Below are 23,059 nucleotides of genomic sequence, written 5' to 3' on the forward strand. Positions count from 1 at the left end.
GCGCAGCACCACAGCGGCCGACAGTAGAATGATCCGATGCGACCCCATTTCACACTACGCGCCGCCACGCTGGCCGACATCCCCGTGCTGCAAGAGCTGATCGAACGTTCCGGTATCGGATTGTCGGCCGGCTTTTACACCCTTGAACAGGCGCACGCGGTCACGCGCGAGGTGTTCGGCGTCGACACCCAGCTCATCCGGGACGGCACCTATTTCGCCATCGAGGACGAAGCGCGCATCGTCGCCTGCGGCGGCTGGAGCAAGCGCTCCACGCCCTATGGCGGCGACCAGCACAAGTCGGCGCCGGACCGTTTTCTGGACCCGGCCAGCGAGGCGGCGAAGATCCGCGCCTTCTTCGTCGATCCGGGCATGGAACGCCAGGGTTTCGGCTCGATGCTCATGCAGCACTGCACCGCGCAGGCGCTGGCGGCGGGTTTCACGGCGCTCGAGCTGACCGCGACCATGCCGGGCGTACCCCTGTACCGGGCCCATGGCTTCGTGCCCGTGCGCGACCTGAGCCTGTCGCTCGGCGGCGGCCAGGTAGCGGTGCCGCTGACGCTGATGCGCAAGGCGATCGGTTGACAGGTGGTCTAAGCCAGGGTTAAGCAAAGCCCATGTTTCACATCTTGAAAAAGCGTCGCCTGCCCCTAAATCTAGTTCCATCCTGAAAACTAACTTTTTCACTAGGGGCACACAACATGCGGCAAGATAAATTGACGACCAAGCTCCAGGAAGTACTGGCGGACGCCCAGAGCCTGGCGGTCGGCAACGATAACCAATATATAGAACCGGCGCACCTGCTGAGTGCGCTGCTGAACCAGGACGATGGCGGCGCGCGCTCGCTGCTGCAACGCGCCGGCGTGAACGTGGGCGGTCTCGCCAACGCGCTGCGCAATGCGCTCGAGCGCCTGCCGAAAGTCTCGGGCACCGGCGGTGACGTGCAGGTCGGACGCGACCTCGTCAACCTGCTGAACCTCGCCGACAAGGAATCCCAGCGCCGCGGCGACCAGTTCCTGTCGAGCGAAATGGTGCTGCTGGCACTGCTTGATGACAAGTCCGACGCCGGCCGCCTGGCGCGCGAACACGGCCTGACCAAGAAGTCGCTGGAATCGGCGATCCAGGCCGTGCGCGGCGGCGAAGCCGTGAATTCGCAGGATGCCGAGGGCAACCGCGAAGCGCTGAAGAAATACACGCTCGACCTGACCGAGCGCGCCCGCCTGGGCAAGCTGGATCCGGTGATCGGCCGCGACGACGAGATCCGCCGCGCGATCCAGGTGCTGCAGCGCCGTTCCAAGAACAATCCGGTGCTGATCGGCGAACCGGGCGTGGGCAAGACCGCCATCGTCGAAGGCCTGGCCCAGCGCATCGTCAACGGCGAAGTGCCGGATTCGCTCAAGGGCAAGCGCGTGCTGTCGCTCGACATGGCGGCCCTGCTGGCGGGCGCCAAGTTCCGCGGCGAATTCGAAGAGCGCCTGAAGACGGTGCTGAAGGAACTGGCGCAGGATGAAGGCCAGACCATCGTCTTCATCGACGAGATCCACACCATGGTCGGCGCCGGCAAGGCCGAAGGCGCGATGGACGCCGGCAACATGCTCAAGCCGGCGCTGGCGCGCGGCGAGCTGCATTGCGTCGGCGCGACCACGCTCGACGAGTACCGCAAGTACGTCGAGAAGGATGCCGCGCTCGAGCGCCGTTTCCAGAAGATCCTGGTCGACGAGCCGAGCGTGGAGGCGACGATTGCCATCCTGCGTGGCTTGCAGGAAAAGTATGAGCTGCACCACAAGGTCGAAATCACCGACCCGGCCATCATTGCCGCGGCCGAGCTGTCGCATCGCTACATCACCGACCGCTTCCTGCCGGACAAGGCGATCGACCTGATCGACGAGGCTGCCTCGAAGATCAAGATCGAGATCGACTCCAAGCCGGAAGTGATGGACAAGCTGGACCGCCGCATCATCCAGCTGAAGATCGAGCGCGAGGCGGTCAAGAAGGAAACCGACGAAGCGTCGCAGCGCCGGCTCGAGCTGATCAACGACGAGATCGCCCGCCTGGAGCGCGAATACAACGACTTCGAAGAGATCCTGAAGGCCGAAAAGGCGGCGGTGCAGGGTACCACCCACATCAAGGAAGAGATCGAGCGCATCCGCCTGCAGATGGATGAAGCCAAGCGCCAGAGCAACTGGCAGAAGGTGTCCGAGCTGCAGTACGGGCGCCTGCCGGAACTCGAAAAGCAGCTCAAGGATGCGGAAGCCGCCGGCGAGCAGGCCGAGGGCGAAGGCGACAGCGGCAAGCCGCGCCTGCTGCGTACCCAGGTCGGCGCCGAAGAGATCGCCGAAGTGGTGTCGCGCGCAACCGGCATCCCGGTGGCGCGCATGATGCAGGGCGAGCGCGACAAGCTGCTGCACATCGAAGAGAAGCTGCACGAGCGCGTGGTGGGGCAGGACGAGGCGATCGAGGCGGTGTCGGATGCGATCCGCCGCTCGCGCGCCGGCCTGGCCGACCCGAACCGTCCCTACGGTTCCTTCATGTTCCTGGGCCCGACCGGCGTCGGCAAGACCGAGCTGTGCAAGGCATTGGCCGGCTTCCTGTTCGATACCGAGGACTCCCTGATCCGCATCGACATGAGCGAGTTCATGGAGAAGCATTCGGTGGCCCGCCTGATCGGCGCGCCGCCGGGCTACGTCGGTTATGAAGAGGGCGGCTACCTGACCGAGGCGGTGCGGCGCAAGCCCTACAGCGTGATCCTGCTGGACGAGATCGAGAAGGCGCACCCGGACGTGTTCAACGTCCTGCTGCAGGCGCTCGACGACGGCCGCATGACCGATGGCCAGGGCCGCACGGTGGACTTCAAGAACACGGTGATCGTGATGACCTCGAACCTGGGTTCGCACAAGATCCAGTCGATGGACAACACCGACCCGGCGGTGGTGAAGATGGCCGTGATGGCCGAGGTGCGCGGACATTTCCGTCCCGAGTTCATCAACCGGATCGACGAGATCGTGGTGTTCCACGCGCTCGACGAGAAGAACATCGGCGCCATCGCCCGTATCCAGCTGCATGGGCTGGAGCAGCGCCTGGCCAAGATGGAGATGGCGCTCGACCTCAGCGAGGCGGCCCTGCAGCTCATTGCCGAGGCCGGTTTCGATCCGGTGTATGGCGCGCGTCCGCTCAAGCGCGCGATCCAGCAGCAGATCGAGAATCCGCTGTCGAAGGCGATCCTGTCCGGACGCTTCGGGCCGAAGGATACGATCCGGGTCGATGCCCGCAATGGGCAATTGACCTTTGGCGAGGAGCCGGCGGTCGAGCTGGCCAAGTAAGCCTCCCTTTTCTGCAATAGGAAACCCTGTCGGCATGGCCGCCAGGGTTTTTTTTCGTCCATTTGATTCCCTTGCGGAACTAAAAGGTGGATGAATCAAGCGGCGCGCGCGGGAAAGACGCGATCATCGACGCGATGCCGGGCAGGCCACACCCCGGTTCCCGCATTATGAAATTCGGTTCGCCAACATGAAACGGTGCATGCGGACGCCAACCCTGCCATTCCCATTTTGAGAAATATGTTTTCGCATCATGGAATTTATGATTTAAGTCATTGAATTTGAATGGAATTAAAATGCTCCTATGTCTTATATAAGACTGTGGTGCACTGCACGAACCGGCCTATCATTGATCCAACAGCGCTTCCTTCCAACCCAGCTTTTTATGCATCTTCATCAGGAGAACAACATGGCAACTCGTGAACAGCAAATCGCCGCCCTGCAGCAGGAATGGGACAGCAACCCGCGCTGGCAAGGCGTGGTCCGCAATTACACGGCAGAAGACGTGGTGCGCCTGCGCGGCTCGCTGCAGATCGAGCACACGCTGGCGCGCCGCGGTGCCGAGAAACTGTGGAACCTGGTCAATACCGAAGACTACGTCAACGCCCTGGGCGCACTGACCGGCAACCAGGCCATGCAACAGGTGAAGGCCGGGCTGAAGGCGATCTACCTGTCCGGCTGGCAGGTGGCGGGCGACGCCAACGTCGCCGGCGAAATGTATCCGGACCAGTCGCTGTACCCGGCCAACTCGGTGCCGCTGGTGGTGCGCCGCATCAACAACACCTTCCAGCGCGCCGACCAGATCCAATGGTCGGAGGGCAAGGGCGACATCGATTACTTCGCGCCCATCGTGGCCGATGCCGAGGCCGGTTTCGGCGGCGTGCTGAATGCCTACGAGCTGATGAAGTCCATGATCGAAGCGGGCGCCGCCGGCGTGCACTTCGAAGACCAGCTGGCCTCGGTCAAGAAATGCGGCCACATGGGTGGCAAGGTGCTGGTGCCGACCCGCGAGGCGGTCGAGAAACTGACGGCGGCGCGCCTGGCGGCCGACGTGATGGGGACGCCGACCCTGGTGATCGCCCGCACCGACGCCGAAGCGGCCGACTTGCTGACCTCGGACGTCGACGCCAACGACAAGGAGTTCTGCACCGGCGAGCGCACCGTCGAGGGTTTCTTCCGCGTGCGCCCGGGCATCGAGCAGGCGATCTCGCGCGCGCTGGCCTATGCCCCGGTCGCCGACCTGGTGTGGTGCGAGACCGGCAAGCCGGACCTGGCCTTCGCCAGGCGCTTCGCCGAAGCCGTCCACGCCAAGTTCCCGGGCAAGATGCTGGCCTACAACTGCTCGCCCTCGTTCAACTGGAAGAAGAACCTGGACGACGCCATCATCGCCAAGTTCCAGAAGGAATTGGGCGCCATGGGCTACAAGTTCCAGTTCATCACGCTGGCCGGCTTCCATGCGCTGAACTACAGCATGTTCAACCTGGCACACGGCTATGCGCGGACCGGCATGTCGGCTTTCGTCGAGATGCAGGAAGCCGAGTTCGCCGCCGCCGACAAGGGCTTCACGGCGGTCAAGCACCAGCGCGAAGTCGGTACCGGTTATTTCGATGCGGTGACGCAGGCGATCCAGCAGGGCCAGAGCTCGACGACGGCGCTGCACGGCTCCACCGAAGACGAGCAGTTCTTCGACGAGAAAAAGGTTGCCTAAGTAATTTCAAGATGTAGCCACAAGCCGCAGCGCGCCCCAGGCCGCTGCGGCTTTTTCTTGCCCAAAGTTGAGGCAGGCCGCCCAACTAGTGGATAATGCGCGCAATCAGGCACGATCGGACGCAATAGCGCGCCGCCGCCGCACTCATTTTTTTGGAAGTCCACTATGTTTAGCTACCGCCACGCCTACCACGCGGGGAACCATGCTGATGTCCTGAAGCACTTTATCCAGGTTCAGTTGCATCAATATATGAACCAGAAGGACGTCGCCTACACCTATATCGACACCCATTCCGGTGCCGGCGTGTACGCGCTCGACAGCGCACAGGCGCTCAAGAGCGGCGAATACGTGGACGGTATCGCGCGCCTGTGGGAGCGCGACGACTTGCCGGCGGCGCTGGCCGATTACGTGAACCTGGTCAAGGCGATGAATCCGAGCGGCCGGCTGCGCTATTACCCGGGTTCACCTTATGTGGCGGAACAGGTGGCGCGTCCGGAAGACCGGCTGCGCCTGTTCGAACTGCACCCGGCCGATACCAAGCTGCTGGTCGATAATTTCCGCAAGCTCGACGCGCACAAGGCCGAGCAGGGCGAACGGTCGCGCGGACGGCGCGTGCTGATCGACTACGCGGATGGCTTCCAGGCCATGAAGTCGCTGTTGCCGCCCCCATCGCGCCGCGCGCTGGTGCTGATCGACCCGCCCTACGAAGTCAAGCTGGACTACAAGCACGTGCGCGATGCGCTCGAAGATGCGCTGGAGCGTTTCCCGACCGGCGTCTACGCGATCTGGTATCCGGTACTCCAGCGCATGGAGTCGCGCCAGTTCGCGGACCGCCTGAAGCGCCTGCCGGCCAAGGAATGGCTGCACGTCACGCTGACCGTGGCCACCCCCGGCCCCGACGGTACCGGCATGCACAGCAGCGGCATGTTCATCCTGAATCCGCCGTACACGCTGGAACCGATGCTGCGCGAGACCATGCCTTACCTGGTGCAGGTGCTGGGCCAGGACAGCGGCGCTACCTTCCGCATCGAGCGCGGTACCCAGGTGACCGGTGCCGGTGCCGGTGCCGGCGCCGGTGCGGTCGGCAGCGCCGGCGCCGGGCGCACCGCGGGCAACGGTCCGCGCGTGCCGGTCGGCAATGCGCGGCGCGCCAGCCCGCTGTCCGGCGGCGGCAGCCTGCGCCTGCCGGGCCAGCCTTTCGTCGACGCATCGGGTGCCCGCCTGAGCAAGGGCGACAAGGGCGAGGCCAAGGGTGAAAACAAGGAAGGCAGCCGTCCGGCCCGTCCGCGCGCCGGCGAATACCGTCCGCCGCAGGGCCAGCCGGGCAGCCGCAGCGCCGCCAAGACGGCGGAAGGACGCCCGGCGGAGCGCGCCGGTGCGCCGGCCAAGCGTGCCGGCGGTGCCGACAAGGGCGGCGTCCGTTCGGATGCGACGGGCCCGCGCGGCCCGCGCGGCCCCAAGCGCGGCGGCGGCCGTCCCTGAGTGGCATCCGCCGGTCATCGGCAAATCTCGGTCAATCGTTTGCGTAGTAGGCGGCGAGGGCGCGGCAACGTGCTCGCGTCTTGGTAACGATTTGATACGATGTCGAAATGTAAAGACTATCAGTCTGTAGTATAGTCGGTCCCGAGTTCCGGCCGGCCCGGAACCTGCACGCGTTTTTGCGTGCTGAAAATTGATTCACAGGAGTGTTACATGCATGCGGTTGCAACGGCAGCGACGTCCGCGCCGTCCGATGAATTCTTCCTGGCACGCCAGCCCATCTTGGGGCGCGACCAGAAGCTGGTGGCGTTCGAGCTGCTGTTTCGCGCCGCCCCGGAGCATGAGGACGCGCAGCTGACCGATTATGCCGCAGCCACCGCTGCCGTGATTTCCCATGCTTCGCAGCTGGGGATGCATCAGGTGGTGGGTGAACAGGTGGCCTTCGTCAATGTCGATGAGGTCGTGTTGATGAGCGACTTCGTTCGCTTTTTGCCACCTGACAAGGTCATCCTTGAAATCCTGGAAACCGTGCAAGCGACGCCGCAAGTGCTGGCGCGCGTGCGCGAGTTGAAGGAACTCGGCTTCAAGTTCGCCCTCGACGATGTTATAGACCATTCCGAGCAGGTAAGCAAGCTCATGCCATTGGTCGATGTCATCAAGGTCGACCTGCAGGGCGTCAGCCGCGACGAGCTGGTCGAACTGTCGCGAACGCTGCGCGGTCCGCATCAAAAATTGTTGGCGGAAAAGGTCGAGACGGTCGAGGAATTCCAGTTGTGCCTGGAGCTCGGCTTTGAATATTTCCAGGGCTATTACTTTGCGCGGCCGGCGATCCTGTCGGGCAAACGGATCTCGCCGTCCGAAATGGTGGTGCTGCGCCTGCTCGACCTGATCGCCTCGAATGCCGGCAACGAGGCGATCGAGGAAGCGGTCAAGCGCGACACCCTGCTCAGCCTCAACCTGCTGCGCCTGGTGAACAGCCACCTGACCGGCACCCATGGCGGCGGCCATATCGAGTCGGTGTCGGAAGCGCTGGCGCGCCTGGGGCGCAGCCAGCTGCAGCGCTGGCTGCAGATCCTGCTGTACAGCGGTCCCGACGGCCACGTCGAACTGAATTCGCCGCTGCTGCAGATGGCCACCACGCGCGGCCGCCTGCTCGAACTGATGACGCTGACGCTGCACCCGGGCGACATCGAAGGCGCCAACAACGCCTTCACCATCGGCATCATGTCGCTGATGGATGCGCTGTTCTCGGTGCCGATGCACGAGATCCTGGAGCGGGTCGAGGTGTCGCAGGAAGTGCGTGCGGCGCTGCTGGAGCGCGCCGGCGACTATGGGGCGATGCTGGTGGTGGCCGAGGAACTCGAGAAGACCGAATGCACGCGGGCGCTGACGCAGGCGCTGGGGCGGCTGGAACTGTCGGCCAAGCAGTTGCGGGAGATCGAGCTGGCGGCTTTCGATTGGGTGCGGGAGTTGAGTGAGGCTGAGGTGCGCTGAGGCGTGCCGAAATGCGCAACGGATAATCCGCTGCAGATGCACGTCGCCCCTGCGAAGGCAGGGGGCCAAGTTATACGCGCTGTCGACATGCGTGCAAATTGGACCCCTGCCTTCGCAGGGGCGACGTTTTTGGGCTAACGTAATCCTCCCGCGCCAGCATCGGCTTTCGATCTTCTTACTGCCCCAAAAACAGAAACACAGTCGGCTTCTTGTGAAAATCCGGCGCTTTATTCGCCGCCAATAAACCCTTCCACTTCGCCGCCGTCATCGTCCTCACCGACTCGCTCGGCAGCGACAAATCCGTCGCCACGCAGACCAAGGTGCCCGGCTGGCAGCTCGCCACCAGCGCTTCCAGCATCGCGCCGTTGCGGTACGGCGTTTCGATCAGCAATTGCGTCTGTTTTTCGCTGCGCGAGCGCGCTTCCAGTTGCTGGATGCGTTTGGCGCGCTGGCCGGCATCGGTCGGCAGGTAGCCGTTGAAGGCGAAGCTCTGACCGTTGAGGCCGCTTGCCATCACGGCCAGCAGCAGCGAGGACGGCCCGACCAGCGGGCGCACCGTGATGCCGTGCTGGTGCGCCAGGCGGACCAGGTCGGCGCCCGGGTCGGCCACGGCGGGTACGCCGGCTTCCGACACCAAGCCGGCGTCGCGGCCCGCCAGCAGCGGCGCCAGCAGGGCGCCGAGCGCCTCGGCCGGCGTGTTGACGTTGAGTTCGGCGATCTGGATTTCCTGCAGCGGCTTCGCCAGCGGATGGTCGATCGCGACCAGTTTCAGGAAGGCGCGCGCCGTCTTGGCGTTCTCGGCCACGAAGTAATCGAGCTTGGACGTAATGTCCTGCACCTGCTCGGGCAGGACATGGCACAGGGCGTGCGCCGTGGCTTCGGTGGCGCCGAGGGTGTTCGGGATCAGGTAGAGGGTACCGGGCATAATCAAATAAACCAAATCAGACGCCGAAGAAAGGCACGCCGGCACGGCGCAGCATGCCACTGAGGGCGATCAGGGGCAGGCCGGTAAGGGCGGTCGGGTCGCTGCTGTCGATGCGCTCGAGCAGGGCGATGCCGAGGCCTTCGTTCTTGGCGCTGCCGGCGCAATCGTAGGGTTGCTCGATGCGCAGGTAGGCGTCGAGTTCAGGATCGGACAGGTCGCGGAAAGTGACGAAGGTCTGCACGTTGTCGAGCTGGACCGCATCGGGCGCCGCCGGGTCCAGGCGGCTGTCCCACAGGCACAAGGCAGTGTGGAAGGTCACGCGCCGGCCGCGCATCAGTTGGAGCTGCGCCAGGGCGCGCGCGTGGTCGCCCGGCTTGCCGATCTGGAGGCCGTCCAGCGTGGCGACCTGGTCCGAGCCGATCACCAGCGCTCCCGGACGCAGGCGCGCCACCGCGGCGGCTTTCTCGCGCGCCAGGCGCAGGGCGGTCTGTTCAGGGGCTTCGCCGGGGAGCGGGGTTTCGTCGATGTCGGGCGCGATCGACTCGAAGGGAAGCTGCAGGCGCGACAATAATTCGCGGCGGTAGGCGGAACTCGACGCCAGGATGATGCCTGGAAGGGCGGAACTTGGTATCATGTCGTCCTGTCCAATATTCGTAAGCAAAACAAAGGGATGCGTCCTCGCGACGTTCGAAGCGCAATGCCCTGAAAAATGCAGCAAGTCTTTGACTACGCGGGGATAAGCCTGCTATTATCGCAGGTTTTCCGGGGAAGTTTTTCCAAATGAGCGCTTTTGTCATCGACGCCTTCGAATTTTGCCGGAACAACGGCTATCGTGAAGGTGTCACGCCGGTGGCGGAAATGACCCGGCTGGCGGCCGATTGCGCCGACCCGTCCGGCGAGATTACCTGGTCGATCCAGGGTGGACAGACCAAGCAGGGTTACCCGTCGATGACGCTGTCGGTGGAAGGCATGGTCAACCTGGTATGCCAGCGTTGCCTCGGGCCGTTCGCGTACCATATCGATTCGTCGACCATGCTGGTGCTCGGCAAGGACGACGCCGACGCGGACGAGATCGAGGAAATCCTCGACGACGAGAGCATCGACGTGATCGTCGGCAGCCACGAAGCCGATATCCGTCAGTTGCTGGAAGATGAAGCCCTGCTGGCCCTGCCGCAGGCACCGAAACACGAGGTGTGCCCCGATACCAAGTTGATCGACTCGCTGAAGTCGGATAAGGTATCGCCGTTCGCGGCACTGAAGAGCCTCAAGCCAGAATAAACAGGTATTACAAAAGAATTACGCATCTCGGAGTTCGCCACCTCGGCAGGCTTCGTGATGCTTCAAGAACGTGTCAAACGCGTGCAGCAATCGAGTATGGCAGTGTAGTGAGTTGTACAGCAGCGTTAAACATGTCGGCGGTCGTTCATCCTGAATGATTGCCGCTGGGATACTCGATACGCATCGTTTTGCGAGTCGAATGTGTTAGAATTTTAGAACTTATGTTTAGGAGTCATCATGGCAGTTCAGCAGAATAAGAAGTCCCCGTCCAAGCGCGGCATGCACCGTTCGCACGATTTCCTGGTTGCACCGAACCTGGCCGTCGAGCCGACCACCGGCGAGACCCACCTGCGCCACCACATCAGCCCGAACGGTTTCTACCGTGGCCGTAAAGTGCTCAAGACCAAGAACGACGAGTAATCGACGTCTTGCTGTTTTGTTCGAGAAAGCGGTGTTACGTATGTTAAGTGCGTGGCACCGCTTTTTCTTTCGTATTCCATGTGACACCGGCTGCAAAACTCTCTTGCACACCGTCATTTTCAATTTCGCTGACCCGGACGTGCAAGCTGCAGCGTGCCGAGGCCAGGCCGCCGCCGGCAAGCCCTGACGCCGCGGTTCATCCCGACAAATGACAATTAAAATCTCCATTGACTGCATGGGCGGCGACCACGGCCCCTCGGTTACCATTCCGGCAGCGCTCGCATTCCTCAAGCAAGAACCCGAAGCCGAACTGATCCTCGTCGGTCTCGAAGACCAGGTGCGCGCCGAACTCAAGAAACACCACGCGGCCGATAATCCGCGCCTGTCGATCCAGCACGCCGCCGAAGTCGTGGCGATGGACGATCCGGTCGAAGTCGCGCTGCGCCGCAAGAAAGACTCGTCGATGCGGGTCGCCATCGAGCAGGTCAAGGCCGGCAATGCCGCCGTCTGCGTATCCGCCGGCAATACCGGCGCCCTGATGGCGATCTCGCGCTACGTGCTCAAGACCATGGCCGACGTCGACCGTCCCGCCATCTGCTCGATCCTGCCGAACGTCAAGGGCCGCCCGACCTACATGCTGGACCTGGGCGCCAACGTCGACTGCGAACCGCATCACCTGCACCAGTTCGCCATCATGGGTGCGGTGCTGTTCGAGGCGATGGAACACCGCCGCCCCAGCATCGGCCTGCTCAACGTCGGCACCGAGGAAATCAAGGGCAATGAAGTGGTCAAGGCCACCGCGGCCCTGCTGCGCGCCGACCACCAGCGCGGCAAGCTGGATTTCCACGGCAACGTCGAAGGCAACGACATTTTCAAGGGCACCGTCGACGTCGTCGTCTGCGACGGTTTCGTCGGCAACGTGACCCTGAAGGCCATCGAGGGCCTGTCGCGCTTCGTCAAGGCGACCCTGATGGAAACCACGCTCTCCAAGCTGGGCGCGCTGATCGCCCGTAAATCGCTGAAGAAGCTGAATCCCGAAAGCTACAATGGCGCCGGCCTGCTGGGCCTGAAAGGCCTGGTCTTCAAGAGCCATGGCGGCGCCAATGCGTACGCCTACGAATGGGCTATCCGCCGCGCTTTTGACGCCGCAAAATATAATGTGCAAGATCAACTCTCGACCATGATCCACGAGTTGATGCCGCAAAGCCCTGACCCGGAAGCGCCAGGCTCAACCCTTCAGCAGGCCAAGCAATGACTGTGTACAGCAAAATCATCGGCACCGGCAGCTATCTGCCTGCCCAGCGTGTCACCAACGACGAACTGGCGGCCCGGCTCGCAGCCAGGGGCATCGAGACCTCGGACGAGTGGATCCTCAGCCGCAGCGGCATCTCCGCGCGCCACTTCGCCGCGGCCGACGAGAATGCCTCCGACCTGGCGGTGAAAGCCGGCCGGCAAGCGCTCGACGCGGCCGGCCTGGTGCCCGACGACATCGACCTGATCATCGTCGCGACTTCGACGCCTGACTTCTACGGCAATTTCCCGAGCACTGCCTGCATCGTGCAGAACAAGCTCGGCATCCGCAACAATGGCGCCGCCTTCGATGTCGCCGCCGTCTGCAGCGGCTTCGTCTACGCGATGTCGACCGCCGACGCCTTCATCAAGGCCGGCAACGCGAAAAAAGTGCTGGTGATCGGCACCGAAGTGTTTTCGCGCATCCTCGACTTCAACGACCGCACCACCTGCGTGCTGTTCGGCGACGGCGCCGGCGCGGTGGTGATGGCGGCATCCGAAGAGCCGGGCGTGCTGGCGGTCAAGCTGCACGCCGACGGCAGCCATGGCCACATCCTGTGCGGCCCGACCAACCCGAGCAATGCCGCCATCGAAGGCGAGAAATTCCTGTACATGGATGGCCCGGCGGTGTTCAAGCTGGCCGTGACGGTGCTGGAAAAGGTTGCCAACGAGGCGCTCGACCAGGCCCAGTTGCCGTCGAGCGCGATCGACTGGCTGATCCCGCACCAGGCCAATTTGCGAATCATGAACGGCACCGCCAAGAAGCTGGGGCTGCCGCTCGAGAAGATGGTCGTCACCGTCAACGAACACGGCAATACCTCGGCCGCCTCGATCCCGCTGGCACTCGACCAGGCGGTGCGCGACGGCCGCATCCAGCCGGGCCATACCATCATGATGGAAGGCGTGGGCGGCGGCTTTACCTGGGGCGCGGTCCTCGCGCGCATGTAGTCAAGAAAGAAGAATAGATATGAGCAAATTCGCATTCCTGTTCACGGGCCAGGGCGCCCAGGCCGTCGGCATGCTGAACGGTTTCGCCGGCAACCCGACCGTCGAGCAGACCGTCGCCGAAGCGTCCGACGCGCTGGGGCTGGACCTCGGCAAACTGATCGCCGAAGGCCCGAAGGAGGAGCTGGACCTGACCACCAACACCCAGCCGGTGATGCTGACCGCGGCCGTGGCCGTGTATCGCGCCTGGATCGCCGCCGGCGGGCCGGTGCCGAGCCTGGTCGCCGGCCACAGCCTGGGCGAATACTCGGCGCTGGTCGCTGCCGGCGTGATCCAGTTCAAGGATGCGGTGCCGCTGGTGCGCTTCCGCGCGCAATCGATGCAGGATGCGGTGCCGGTCGGGCAGGGCGGCATGGCCGTCATCCTCGGCCTGCCGGCCGATGACGTCAAAGCCGTGTGCGCAGAGGCGGCCCAGGGTGAAGTCGTGGAAGCCGTCAACTTCAACGAACCAACCCAGACCGTCATCGCCGGCCACACCGCCGCGATCGACCGCGCCTGCGAGATCGCCAAGGCCAAAGGCGCCAAGCGCGCCATGAAGCTGTCGGTGTCGGCGCCGTTCCACTCGTCGCTGCTGAAACCTGCGTCGGACCGTTTGCGCGAGTACATGGACAAGCTGAATTTCGCCGCACCGCAGATCGACTTGATCAACAACGTCGACGTGGCTATCCTGAGCGATCCGGCCGCGATCAAGGATGCGCTGGTGCGCCAGGCCGCCGGTCCGGTGCGCTGGGTCGAGACCATGCAGAAGATGGCTGCCGAGGGCGTGACCCAAGTCATCGAATGCGCACCGAGTAAGACGCTGATCGGCATGGCCAAGCGCATCGATCCGGTGCTGGCCGGCGAGGCGCTGATCGACCAGGCATCGCTCGAACGCGTGCTGGCGGCGCTCAAGGGCTAATATAAAGACAAATAAAAAAAGGAACGGAATGAACCTGCAAAACCAAGTCGCCCTCGTCACCGGCGCATCGCGCGGCATCGGCAAGGCCATCGCCCTCGAGCTGGCACGCCAAGGCGCGAAAGTGGTCGGCACCGCCACCACCGAATCCGGCGCCGAAGCCATCACCGCCTACCTGGCCGAGTTCGGCGGCAAGGGCGTGATGCTGAACGTCACCGACGCCGCCCAGTGCAGCGCCGTCATCGATGACGTCACCAAGAGCGTCGGCAGTATCGGCATCCTGGTCAACAATGCCGGCATCACCCAGGATCAACTGGCGATGCGCATGAAAGACGAAGAGTGGGACAGCGTGATCGCCACCAACCTGACCGCCGTCGGCCGCCTGTCGCGCGCCGTGCTGCGCGGCATGATGAAGGCCAAGCAGGGCCGCATCATCAACATCACCTCGGTGGTCGGCTCGTCCGGCAACCCGGGCCAGATGAACTACGCCGCCGCCAAGGCCGGCGTGGCCGGCATGAGCCGCGCGCTGGCGCGCGAGATCGGCAGCCGCAACATCACCGTCAACTGCGTGGCGCCGGGCTTCATCGATACCGACATGACCAAGGGCCTGGGCGAAGGCCAGCACGAAGCGCTGCTGACCCAGATCCCGCTGGGCCGCCTCGGCCAGCCGGAAGACATCGCCCATGCGGTGGCCTTCCTGGCCGGCCCGCAAGCCGCTTACATCACGGGTACCACGCTGCATGTCAACGGCGGCATGTACATGAATTGAAAATCTCAGCAGTTAGCAGTAGTTTCAGCCGAATTAGCGTCAGACGCTGAAAATAGTTTTTCAACGCGCAAACCCTGATAAAATGCGCGCACTTTCCGCAACACATACCTAATGGAGCCATAACATGTCGGATATCGAACAACGCGTTAAAAAAATCGTCGCTGAGCAACTGGGTGTTGCAGAAGCCGACATCAAAATCGATTCCTCGTTCGTTGACGACCTGGGCGCAGATTCCCTGGATACCGTTGAACTGGTGATGGCACTGGAAGACGAATTCGAAATGGAAATCCCGGACGAACAGGCTGAAAAGATCACCACCGTTCGCCAGGCTATCGAATACGCCCAGGCGCACGTCAAGGCCTAATTGGCCTGAGTATTAAGGATTTCAGGAGAAACGCTTGAGTTCACGCAACCGTCGTGTCGTTGTTACCGGCCTGGGTTGCATCTCCCCGATCGGCAATACCATTGCCGAGGCGTGGGAGGCAGCACTGGCGGGCAAGTCGGGCATTGCCAATATCACCAGGTTTGACGCTACGCCCTTTTCGACCCGTTTCGCGGGCGAAGTGAAGAACTTCAACGTCGAGGATTACCTGCCGGGCAAGGAAGGCCGCCACATGGATACCTTCATCCATTTCGGCATGGCCGCAGGCATCCAGGCGCTGCAGGATTCGGGGATCGAGGTCACCGAGGAAAATGCTGACCGTATCGGCGTGGTCGTGGGCTCGGGCATCGGCGGTCTGCCGATGATCGAAGAGACCAAGGCGGAATACGACAGCCGCGGCCCGCGCCGCATTTCGCCGTTCTTCGTGCCGGCCTCGATCATCAACATGATCTCGGGCGACCTGTCGATCAAGTTCGGCCTGCGCGGCCCGAACCTGGCGATCGTGACCGCCTGCACCACCGGCCTGCACTGCATCGGCCAGGCCGCGCGCCTGATCGAGTATGGCGATGCCGACGTGATGATCGCCGGCGGTGCGGAATCGACCGTGTCGCCGCTGGGCCTGGGCGGCTTCGCCTCGGCACGTGCGCTGTCGTCGCGCAACGATGATCCGTCCACCGCGTCGCGTCCTTGGGACCGCGACCGCGACGGCTTCGTGCTGGGCGAGGGCGCCGGTGTCATGGTGCTCGAAGAGTACGAACATGCCAAGGCGCGCGGCGCCAAGATCTATGCGGAAGTCGTCGGCTTCGGCATGAGCGCGGATGCGAATCACATCACCGCGCCGCTCGAAGACGGCAGTGGCGCGTCGCGCTGCATGGTGTCGGCAATGCAGTATGCCGGCATCAACCCGGACCAGGTGCAGTACGTGAATGCGCACGGCACCTCGACCCCGGTCGGCGACGTCGCGGAAGTCAAGGGCATCAAGCGCACCTTCGGCGATTATGCGAACAAGCTGATCGTCAACTCCACCAAGTCGATGACCGGCCACCTGCTGGGCGGCGCCGGCGGTCTGGAGTCGGTGTTCACGGTGCTCGCGATCCACAACCAGGTGTCGCCGCCGACGATCAATATCTTCAACCAGGATCCGGAATGCGACCTGGACTTCTGCGCCAACACGGCGCGGGACCTGAAGATTGATTATGCGGTGAAAAATTCGTTCGGCTTCGGCGGCACTAATGGGTCGCTGGTCTTTGCCAAGATCTAAGTAAAGACTGAAAGTCCGAACTATGGGCGCCCGTTCCTGTCAAAGGAGCGGGCGTTTGTCTTTTTTGGCCACCCTTTCCATCTACCCATGTCGATCGCGCTTTCCGTCATCGTCAGGCCGTCGCGCGTACACAGGTTGTTGCTGCTGGGCTGTGGCCTTGGGCAGTGCGCAGCGGCGCTTGCCGTCGGCATCGGTGCGCCTGCACGTTTCCCTGGCGCGTACTGGCTGGCGCCCGTGCTGGCGGGCAGCGCGCTCACGCTGATGCTGGGTGCGGCGCGCCGTCCAAAGACGCACCGGATTGATATTTCTGGAACCGGCGAACTACGCGTGACGGTACAACAGGATGTGGGTGTCACCGGGCCTGCGACCGGCGTGCCGATGGCCGCAGAGCAGGTCGCTCTGCTACCGGGTTCCGTGCGCTGGCCGATGCTGGCGCTGCTGCGTTACCGGGCTGCGGACAGGCCCGGCGCGGCGGCCGGCGTGCTGCCGGTCTGGCGCGACAGCGTCGACCCGGCGGCATGGCGCACCCTGGCAGTGGCGCTCGCCGTGATCGGGCGGCGTTGCGGTGGCGAAGGATTCGACAAAATTCGATGAACTTATTGCAGCGGGCCAACTCAGAAGGGTGAGGGCGGCGCTGCGGCAAACCAAGCATGCAAAACGAGGCCTGCTCAGTGACGACCGAACGCGAGTGTGATCAACTGCTGGTTGAGCGCGTCCAGGCTGGCGATCGCCGTGCGTTCGACCTGCTCGTGTCGAAATACCAGCGCCGCCTGATGCGGTTGGTGTCGCGCCTCGTGCACGACCCGGCCGAGGCGGAAGACGTGGTGCAGGAAACCTTCATCAAGGCGTTTCGCGCGCTGCGCCATTTCCGCGGCGACTCGGCTTTTTATACGTGGTTGTACCGGATCGGCATCAATACGGCAAAGAATTTTCTGGTTACGCAAGGCAGGCGGGCACCGACCTCGACCGAGACCGATGCCGAGCGTGCCGAAGGATTTGACGACGCGGACAGCTTGCGCGACATCAACACGCCGGAATCGGTGTTGGCAAGCAAGCAGATCGCGTACACGGTGAACTCCGCGATGGAAGCGCTGCCGCTCGAATTGAGGACAGCGATCGTCCTGCGCGAAATCGAAGGTTTGAGTTACGAAGAAATCTCCGAAGTGATGGCGTGTCCAATCGGTACGGTGCGCAGCCGGATTTTCCGGGCGCGCGAAGTCATCGCCGAGAAGTTGAGGCCTCTGCTCGACATGCCCGCCGACAAGCGCCGTTAAATCACACATTTAGCGAGCGCGGCTGTACACTGGCTTGAAGGCCTACGGCAGGCAGCGAAGGCAACAGGTTTTTGGAAGTTCCCGGTAGCGATGATCGACAGTGATGACCCGGACCTGATGGAACCACGATGGACACCAACAAAAAAAACCGCGAGCATATCTCAGCCCTGAGCGACGGCGAGATCCGCGATGCCGACCAGGAACTGGCGCTGGTCGCCCTGGACACGCCCGATGGCCGCGAGGCCTGGGGCCTTTACCACCGCATCGGTGACATCCTGCGCGCCGAGGCCACCGCCGACCTGTCGCCCGGCTTCAGCGAGCGCCTGGTGGCGCGCCTGGCGGCCGAGCCCGCACCGGGCAAGCGCGTAGCCACTGTGCCCGAGCCGGCCGATGCCGCGACTGGCAGGGTGGATGGCTCAACCGCCAGCATCTGAATCACCTCCCGAAATTGCGCCGTCCACGCGGCGATACGCGCCGGCCGCGCTGACGCGCACGCTAGCGACGGGCGGCGTTCCCGCAAGGCTGCGCCTGCCCGGTTCGTGCCTGCGCGACAACTGTGCCTTTTTGTCATACCATTACGATCATTCCCATCTACCCACGTCGAATGACAATATGACAAGCAAAACTGCCAGCACGCTCCTGTCGGCCCTCCTGATCGCGGGCGCGGGATTCACGTCGCACCCGGCCCTGGCCGCCGCGCCCGTCACTGCCGCCGTCACCGGCCTCCCTGATTTCGCCGACCTGGTCGACAAGGTCGGTCCGGCCGTGGTCAACATCCGCACCACCGAACGCGTGCGCCAGGGCCAGGGTACCGGCGGCGACGAGGAAATGCAGGAATTCCTGCGCCGCTTCTTCGGCGGCCAGATGGTGCCGCGTGGCGGCGGCAACAATCGCCGTGGCATGCCGCAGCAGCAGGAAGAAGAGCAGGTGCAGCGCGGCGTCGGCTCCGGCTTCATCATTTCCGACGACGGCTATGTGCTGACCAATGCCCACGTGGTCGAGGGTGCCGACGAAGTCACGGTCACGCTGACCGACCGCCGCGAATTCAAGGCCAAGGTGCTGGGCGCCGACCGCCGCAGCGACGTCGCCGTGCTGAAGGTCGACGCGCGCAACCTGCCGAGCCTGCGCATGGGCGATTCCGAGAAAATCCGCGTTGGCGAATGGGTGATCGCGATCGGCTCGCCGTTCAACCTGGAAAACACGGTCACGGCCGGCATCATCTCGGCCAAGCAGCGCGATACCGGCGAGTACCTGCCGCTGATCCAGAGCGATGTGGCAGTCAACCCGGGCAACTCGGGCGGCCCGCTGATCAACATGCGCGGCGAAGTGATCGGCATCAATTCGCAGATCGCGACCCTGTCCGGCGCCTACAACGGCATCTCGTTCGCGGTGCCGATCGACGAAGTGCTGCGTGTTACCGACCAGATCAAGAAGAGCGGCAAGGTCACGCGCGGGCGCCTGGGCGTGCAGATCAGCGAAGTCACGCGCGACGTCGCCGAGTCGCTGGGCCTGGGCCGCGCGCGCGGAGCCGAGGTGGCGATGGTCGAGCCGGGCGGCCCGGCGGAGAAAGCCGGCGTCAAGGTCGGCGACATCATCCTGAAATTCAACGGCAAGGATATCGAGAAGAGTTCCGACCTGCCGCGCCAGGTCGGCGGCACCGCCGTCGGCAGCCGCGCCACCGTTACCGTGTGGCGCCGGGGCAGCCAGCTCGAACTGCCGGTAAGCATCGTCGAACTGCAGGAAGAAAAGACCCCGGGCGCACGCTCGACGCCGAAGAAGCCGACGCCGGCGCAGGCGCCGAACGCGCTCGGCCTGCACGTATCCGACCTGTCGGCTGCCCAAAAGCGCGAGCTCAAGATCGACGCCGGCGTGATGGTCGAGTCTGCCGAAGGACGCGCGGCCTCGGCCGGCATCCAGCAGGGCGACCTGATCCTGCAGATCAATAACGCCGAAGTCACCAGTGCCGCCCAGTTCAACGGCCTGGTCGGCAAGCTCGATCCGAAGAAGCCGGTGGCGATCCTGGTGCGGCGCGACAATGCCTCGCAATACCTCGTGATCAAGCCGCGCGCGCAGTAACAGAGGATCGATCCACGGTGACGCAGCAGGGGCCGCATCGCACCTCGCATTTCACTTTGTACTCGCGCAGTTATTGCCACCTGTGCGAGGACATGCTTGCGGCCCTGCGCGCCTTCATGGCGCGCACCGGCCTGCAGTGGCCCATCGACGTGGTCGATGTTGACGCCGATCCGCAACTAACCGACATGTTTGACGAACTCGTGCCGGTGCTGTTTGCCGGCGCGGCCAGGCTCGATGGCGCTGAACAGTCGACGGGTTCGGCAGGGGAAGCAGGGGAGGCAGGGGAGGCAGGACCGGCCGGGCAGGAAATCTGCCACTACTTCCTCGATGAATCCGCGCTGCAGCGCTACCTGGCGCAGCATCACGGTTGACGGCGAGCCGCTATCGGCTTACGCCGCCATCCTGTAGTCGCTGCCGGCCTCACGCAGCATGGCTTCCATGAACGCCCGCTTACCGGCACTGCGCCCGCTCGCCCAGAAACTGTCCAGCCAGGCCTGCGGGGTGCCGTCGAGATCCACGCGCAATTCATAAGGCCGCCCCAGCATTTCGCTGTGCACATAGCTGGCGAAACATTCCGCAAAATCATCGTAGGGATTGGTGGCGCCGTACAGGCTGGGGAAATCGCTGCATTCCAGGCCGCTGTAGGCGGTGACGATGGCGTCGGCGAACAGTTGGTTGTTGCCATAAAAATCGACCACGCCGCGCAATTCGAAATCGGCGCGCGGCACGAAGCGGCCGGACGGCGACACCACCCAGCTCAGGTCCAGGTAAGCGTAGCGCCTGTCGCTGGGCACCGGCTCCCACCAGCGTGGCAGGAAATCGCCGTCCGCGCTCAAGACGTGGCCGAATTCGTGGAGCAGCAGGAATTGCAGCGCGTTGGCGCGCGTATCCTGGCCGGGCGCGGCAATGGTCGCGGCCAGCGAGTAGCCGGCGCCAGTGGCGAAGGGCAAGTTTTCCTTCCACGTCGCCCAGCTATTGGCGCTGTGCACTTCGAGCAGGTCGAGGTCCAGCAGCACCACGCAGCCGAGAGGGCGGCCCTGGGCGTCGGCGACGACGTCGGTAATGCCGGAGGATCCCAGTCCGCGGCCGAGGCAGATGCCGAGCAGCAGCGGATCGACCAGCGCGCGCACCGCATCCGGCATGCCCAGCAGCGCCTCGCGCAGGTCGGCGCGCATGCGCTCGTCCGGCAGCACCGCCGCCGGCACCGCCGTCACGCCGGTGGCAAGGTTCACCTGGTGCACGAAGTCGCGCACCTCGGCCGGCAGCGGCAGGATGCGCTCGTGGAATGGCTGGGCCTGGCGGGCGGTCCATTGCTGCGGGTGGGCGGTGACGATCATGATGCGTACGGGAGGGGTGGCGATGCTCCTTTAACGACGCGACCGATAAATACTTGACGGCTGGCAAGTAATTTCATGAACGCCTCAGTCGAGTGCACATATGCCGGGAAAGATCGTCCGCCGGGAAACCGGGCTTTCTGACCCGAAATCCGGTAAAATGGGCAGCTTCGTAATATGTCCCCGTGATGTCAGTGTGGTATCTGCAGTGCCGTTCGCAGATATTCGGGATCAAGCGCCATGCTAAAGCGCTCGTCCGGGATGGCCGCAAGGCCTCCGGTGCGGCGCTTTTTTCGCTTTTTCCGACCATGCGCCGGGGACGCCGGCAGCTTGCCGCTCTTATTGGTTTTGAGTTCTGTTAATGAAAAACATACGTAATTTTTCCATCATCGCCCACATCGACCACGGTAAATCGACCCTGGCGGACCGCATCATCCAGCTCTGCGGCGGCCTGTCGGAACGTGAGATGGACGCGCAGGTGCTCGACTCGATGGACCTGGAGCGCGAGCGCGGCATCACCATCAAGGCGCAGACCGCGGCGCTGCAATACAAGGCGCGCGACGGCCAGGTCTATAACCTGAACCTGATCGACACCCCCGGCCACGTCGACTTCTCGTATGAGGTGTCGCGCTCGCTGTCCGCCTGCGAAGGCGCGCTGCTGGTGGTCGACGCCTCGCAGGGCGTGGAAGCGCAGACGGTCGCGAACTGCTACACCGCGCTCGACCTGGGCGTGGAAGTGGTGCCCATCCTGAACAAGATCGACCTGCCGCACGCCGACCCCGACAATGCCAAGAAAGAAATCGAGGACGTCATCGGCATCGACGCCAGCGACGCCACCGTGTGCTCGGCCAAGACTGGCCTGGGCGTCGAAGACGTGCTGGAAACCCTGATCGCCAAGGTCCCGCCGCCGGAAGGCGACCCGGACGCGCCGCTGCAGGCGCTGATCGTCGACTCCTGGTACGACCCCTACGTGGGCGTCGTGATGCTGGTGCGCGTGGTCAACGGCACCCTGCGTCCGAAGGACAAGATCCTGCTGATGGCGACCGAGTCGGTGAACCTGGTGGAAAACATCGGTGTCTTCACGCCGCGCTCGGTCTCGCTGCCGGAACTGAAGGCCGGGCAGGTGGGTTTCATCATCGCCGGCATCAAGGAACTGACGGCCGCCAAGGTCGGCGACACCGTCACCCTGGCCAACAAGCCGGCCCCGGCGCCGCTGCCGGGCTTCAAGGAAGTCCAGCCGCAGGTGTTTGCCGGCCTGTTCCCGGTGGAAGCCAACCAGTACGACGCGCTGCGCGACTCGCTCGAAAAGCTGAAGCTGAACGACGCCGCCCTGATGTACGAGCCGGAAGTGTCGCAGGCGCTGGGCTTCGGCTTCCGCTGCGGCTTCCTCGGCCTGCTGCACATGGAAATCGTGCAGGAGCGCCTCGAGCGCGAATTTGACATGGACCTGATCACCACGGCGCCGACCGTGGTCTACGAGGTAGAGATGCGCGACGGTTCCATCGTGCGCGTCGACAACCCATCGAAGATGCCGGAACCCTCGAAGATCAACGAAGTGCGCGAGCCGATCGTCGACGTCAACCTGTACATGCCGCAGGAATATGTCGGCGCGGTGATGACGCTGTGTAACGGCAAGCGCGGCGTGCAAATGGACATGGCCTACCACGGCCGCCAGGTCAAGCTGCACTACGAGATCCCGATGGCGGAAATCGTGCTCGACTTCTTCGACCGCCTGAAGTCGACCTCGCGCGGCTATGCCTCGATGGACTACGAGTTCAAGGAAAACCGTGCCGCCGACGTGGTCAAGGTCGACATGCTGATCAACAGCGAGAAGGTCGATGCGCTGGCGATCATCGTGCACCGTGCCAACGCACCGTACCGTGGACGCCAGGTGGCGGCCAAGATGCGCGAACTGATCCCGCGCCAGATGTTCGACGTGGCGATCCAGGCGGCGATCGGCGCCACCATCATCTCGCGTGAAAACGTCAAGGCGCTGCGCAAGAACGTGCTGGCCAAATGCTACGGTGGCGACGTCTCGCGTAAAAAGAAACTGCTTGAAAAGCAGAAAGCCGGTAAGAAGCGCATGAAGCAGGTGGGCTCGGTGGAGATCCCGCAAGAAGCCTTCCTGGCCATCCTCCAAGTGGAAGAAAAATAA

The 23,059-nt window shown here is 63.6% G+C and carries 22 protein-coding genes; 19 read left to right on the forward strand and 3 right to left on the reverse strand.

From position 1 onward, the window contains the following. Positions 1-36 precede the first annotated feature (36 nt). The 5 genes from U1H99_RS07630 to U1H99_RS07650 all read left to right on the forward strand — a co-directional run bounded on the left by U1H99_RS07630 (position 37) and on the right by U1H99_RS07650 (position 7,995). Entirely contained in the window at positions 37-582 is a 546-nt protein-coding gene (locus tag U1H99_RS07630) for a GNAT family N-acetyltransferase (protein ID WP_323141101.1), read from the forward strand. Positions 583-698: 116 nt separating this feature from the next. After that, positions 699-3,317: an ATP-dependent chaperone ClpB gene (clpB, locus tag U1H99_RS07635; protein WP_323141102.1), complete on the forward strand. Its 2,619-nt coding sequence runs from the start codon at positions 699-701 to the stop codon at positions 3,315-3,317. A gap of 406 nt (positions 3,318-3,723) precedes the next feature. Continuing rightward, positions 3,724-5,022 (forward strand): isocitrate lyase, encoded by a 1,299-nt coding sequence (gene aceA / locus U1H99_RS07640; RefSeq protein WP_323141103.1) that lies wholly within the window; start codon positions 3,724-3,726, stop codon positions 5,020-5,022. 249 nt (positions 5,023-5,271) lie between these two features. After that, positions 5,272-6,504: a 23S rRNA (adenine(2030)-N(6))-methyltransferase RlmJ gene (locus U1H99_RS07645; RefSeq protein ID WP_323141104.1), complete on the forward strand. Its 1,233-nt coding sequence runs from the start codon at positions 5,272-5,274 to the stop codon at positions 6,502-6,504. 210 nt (positions 6,505-6,714) lie between these two features. Next, positions 6,715-7,995: an EAL and HDOD domain-containing protein gene (locus U1H99_RS07650; protein WP_323141105.1), complete on the forward strand. Its 1,281-nt coding sequence runs from the start codon at positions 6,715-6,717 to the stop codon at positions 7,993-7,995. A 175-nt stretch (positions 7,996-8,170) separates the two neighbouring features. On the opposite strand, the gene U1H99_RS07655 is transcribed toward U1H99_RS07650, so the two are convergent. Continuing rightward, positions 8,171-8,920: an SAM-dependent methyltransferase gene (locus U1H99_RS07655; protein ID WP_323141106.1), complete on the reverse strand. Its 750-nt coding sequence runs from the start codon at positions 8,918-8,920 to the stop codon at positions 8,171-8,173. Positions 8,921-8,936: 16 nt separating this feature from the next. Further along, positions 8,937-9,554 carry a Maf-like protein gene (locus U1H99_RS07660; protein ID WP_323141107.1) on the reverse strand — a complete coding sequence of 206 codons (618 nt, stop codon included), beginning with the start codon at positions 9,552-9,554 and terminating at the stop codon, positions 8,937-8,939. 146 nt (positions 9,555-9,700) lie between these two features. On the opposite strand from U1H99_RS07660, the gene U1H99_RS07665 reads away from it, so the two are divergent. The 13 genes from U1H99_RS07665 to U1H99_RS07725 all read left to right on the forward strand — a co-directional run bounded on the left by U1H99_RS07665 (position 9,701) and on the right by U1H99_RS07725 (position 19,941). Then, positions 9,701-10,198, forward strand: coding sequence for a YceD family protein (locus tag U1H99_RS07665; RefSeq protein ID WP_323141108.1), 498 nt, complete (start codon positions 9,701-9,703; stop codon positions 10,196-10,198). A 237-nt stretch (positions 10,199-10,435) separates the two neighbouring features. Further along, positions 10,436-10,618: a 50S ribosomal protein L32 gene (rpmF, locus tag U1H99_RS07670; RefSeq protein ID WP_028104096.1), complete on the forward strand. Its 183-nt coding sequence runs from the start codon at positions 10,436-10,438 to the stop codon at positions 10,616-10,618. Between the two features lie 208 nt (positions 10,619-10,826). Further along, a complete protein-coding gene (plsX, locus tag U1H99_RS07675) occupies positions 10,827-11,873 on the forward strand; it encodes a phosphate acyltransferase PlsX (RefSeq protein WP_323141109.1) in 1,047 nt (348 codons plus the stop codon). Next, complete coding sequence (locus tag U1H99_RS07680; RefSeq protein ID WP_323141110.1) at positions 11,870-12,856, forward strand: beta-ketoacyl-ACP synthase III; 987 nt, start codon at positions 11,870-11,872, stop codon at positions 12,854-12,856. The genes plsX and U1H99_RS07680 overlap by 4 nt, the downstream gene beginning before the upstream one ends. A gap of 19 nt (positions 12,857-12,875) precedes the next feature. After that, positions 12,876-13,811 carry an ACP S-malonyltransferase gene (gene fabD, locus U1H99_RS07685; RefSeq protein ID WP_323141111.1) on the forward strand — a complete coding sequence of 312 codons (936 nt, stop codon included), beginning with the start codon at positions 12,876-12,878 and terminating at the stop codon, positions 13,809-13,811. A gap of 28 nt (positions 13,812-13,839) precedes the next feature. Further along, entirely contained in the window at positions 13,840-14,577 is a 738-nt protein-coding gene (gene fabG, locus U1H99_RS07690) for a 3-oxoacyl-ACP reductase FabG (protein ID WP_323141112.1), read from the forward strand. Between the two features lie 124 nt (positions 14,578-14,701). Continuing rightward, a complete protein-coding gene (gene acpP, locus U1H99_RS07695) occupies positions 14,702-14,941 on the forward strand; it encodes an acyl carrier protein (RefSeq protein WP_036168404.1) in 240 nt (79 codons plus the stop codon). Positions 14,942-14,975: 34 nt separating this feature from the next. After that, entirely contained in the window at positions 14,976-16,220 is a 1,245-nt protein-coding gene (gene fabF, locus U1H99_RS07700) for a beta-ketoacyl-ACP synthase II (RefSeq protein WP_323141113.1), read from the forward strand. Between the two features lie 87 nt (positions 16,221-16,307). Beyond that, positions 16,308-16,814, forward strand: a complete 507-nt coding sequence (locus tag U1H99_RS07705) for a hypothetical protein (protein WP_323141114.1) — start codon at positions 16,308-16,310, stop codon at positions 16,812-16,814. A 77-nt stretch (positions 16,815-16,891) separates the two neighbouring features. After that, a complete protein-coding gene (gene rpoE / locus U1H99_RS07710; RefSeq protein WP_141834643.1) occupies positions 16,892-17,494 on the forward strand; it encodes an RNA polymerase sigma factor RpoE in 603 nt (200 codons plus the stop codon). Positions 17,495-17,622: 128 nt separating this feature from the next. Then, positions 17,623-17,928: a sigma-E factor negative regulatory protein gene (locus U1H99_RS07715; protein WP_323141115.1), complete on the forward strand. Its 306-nt coding sequence runs from the start codon at positions 17,623-17,625 to the stop codon at positions 17,926-17,928. Between the two features lie 178 nt (positions 17,929-18,106). Further along, on the forward strand, positions 18,107-19,570 hold the full coding sequence (locus tag U1H99_RS07720) for a DegQ family serine endoprotease (protein ID WP_323141116.1): 1,464 nt from the start codon (positions 18,107-18,109) through the stop codon (positions 19,568-19,570). 17 nt (positions 19,571-19,587) lie between these two features. Beyond that, entirely contained in the window at positions 19,588-19,941 is a 354-nt protein-coding gene (locus U1H99_RS07725; RefSeq protein WP_323141117.1) for a glutaredoxin family protein, read from the forward strand. Positions 19,942-19,959: 18 nt separating this feature from the next. Here the strand turns inward: U1H99_RS07725 and U1H99_RS07730 are convergent, their stop codons facing one another. After that, complete coding sequence (locus U1H99_RS07730) at positions 19,960-20,907, reverse strand: hypothetical protein (RefSeq protein ID WP_323141118.1); 948 nt, start codon at positions 20,905-20,907, stop codon at positions 19,960-19,962. 358 nt (positions 20,908-21,265) lie between these two features. Between U1H99_RS07730 and lepA the strand changes: the two genes are divergently transcribed. Beyond that, positions 21,266-23,059 (forward strand): translation elongation factor 4, encoded by a 1,794-nt coding sequence (gene lepA, locus U1H99_RS07735; RefSeq protein ID WP_141833982.1) that lies wholly within the window; start codon positions 21,266-21,268, stop codon positions 23,057-23,059.

Source organism: Massilia phyllosphaerae, assembly GCF_034659755.1.
Classification (GTDB): domain Bacteria; phylum Pseudomonadota; class Gammaproteobacteria; order Burkholderiales; family Burkholderiaceae_D; genus Telluria; species Telluria phyllosphaerae.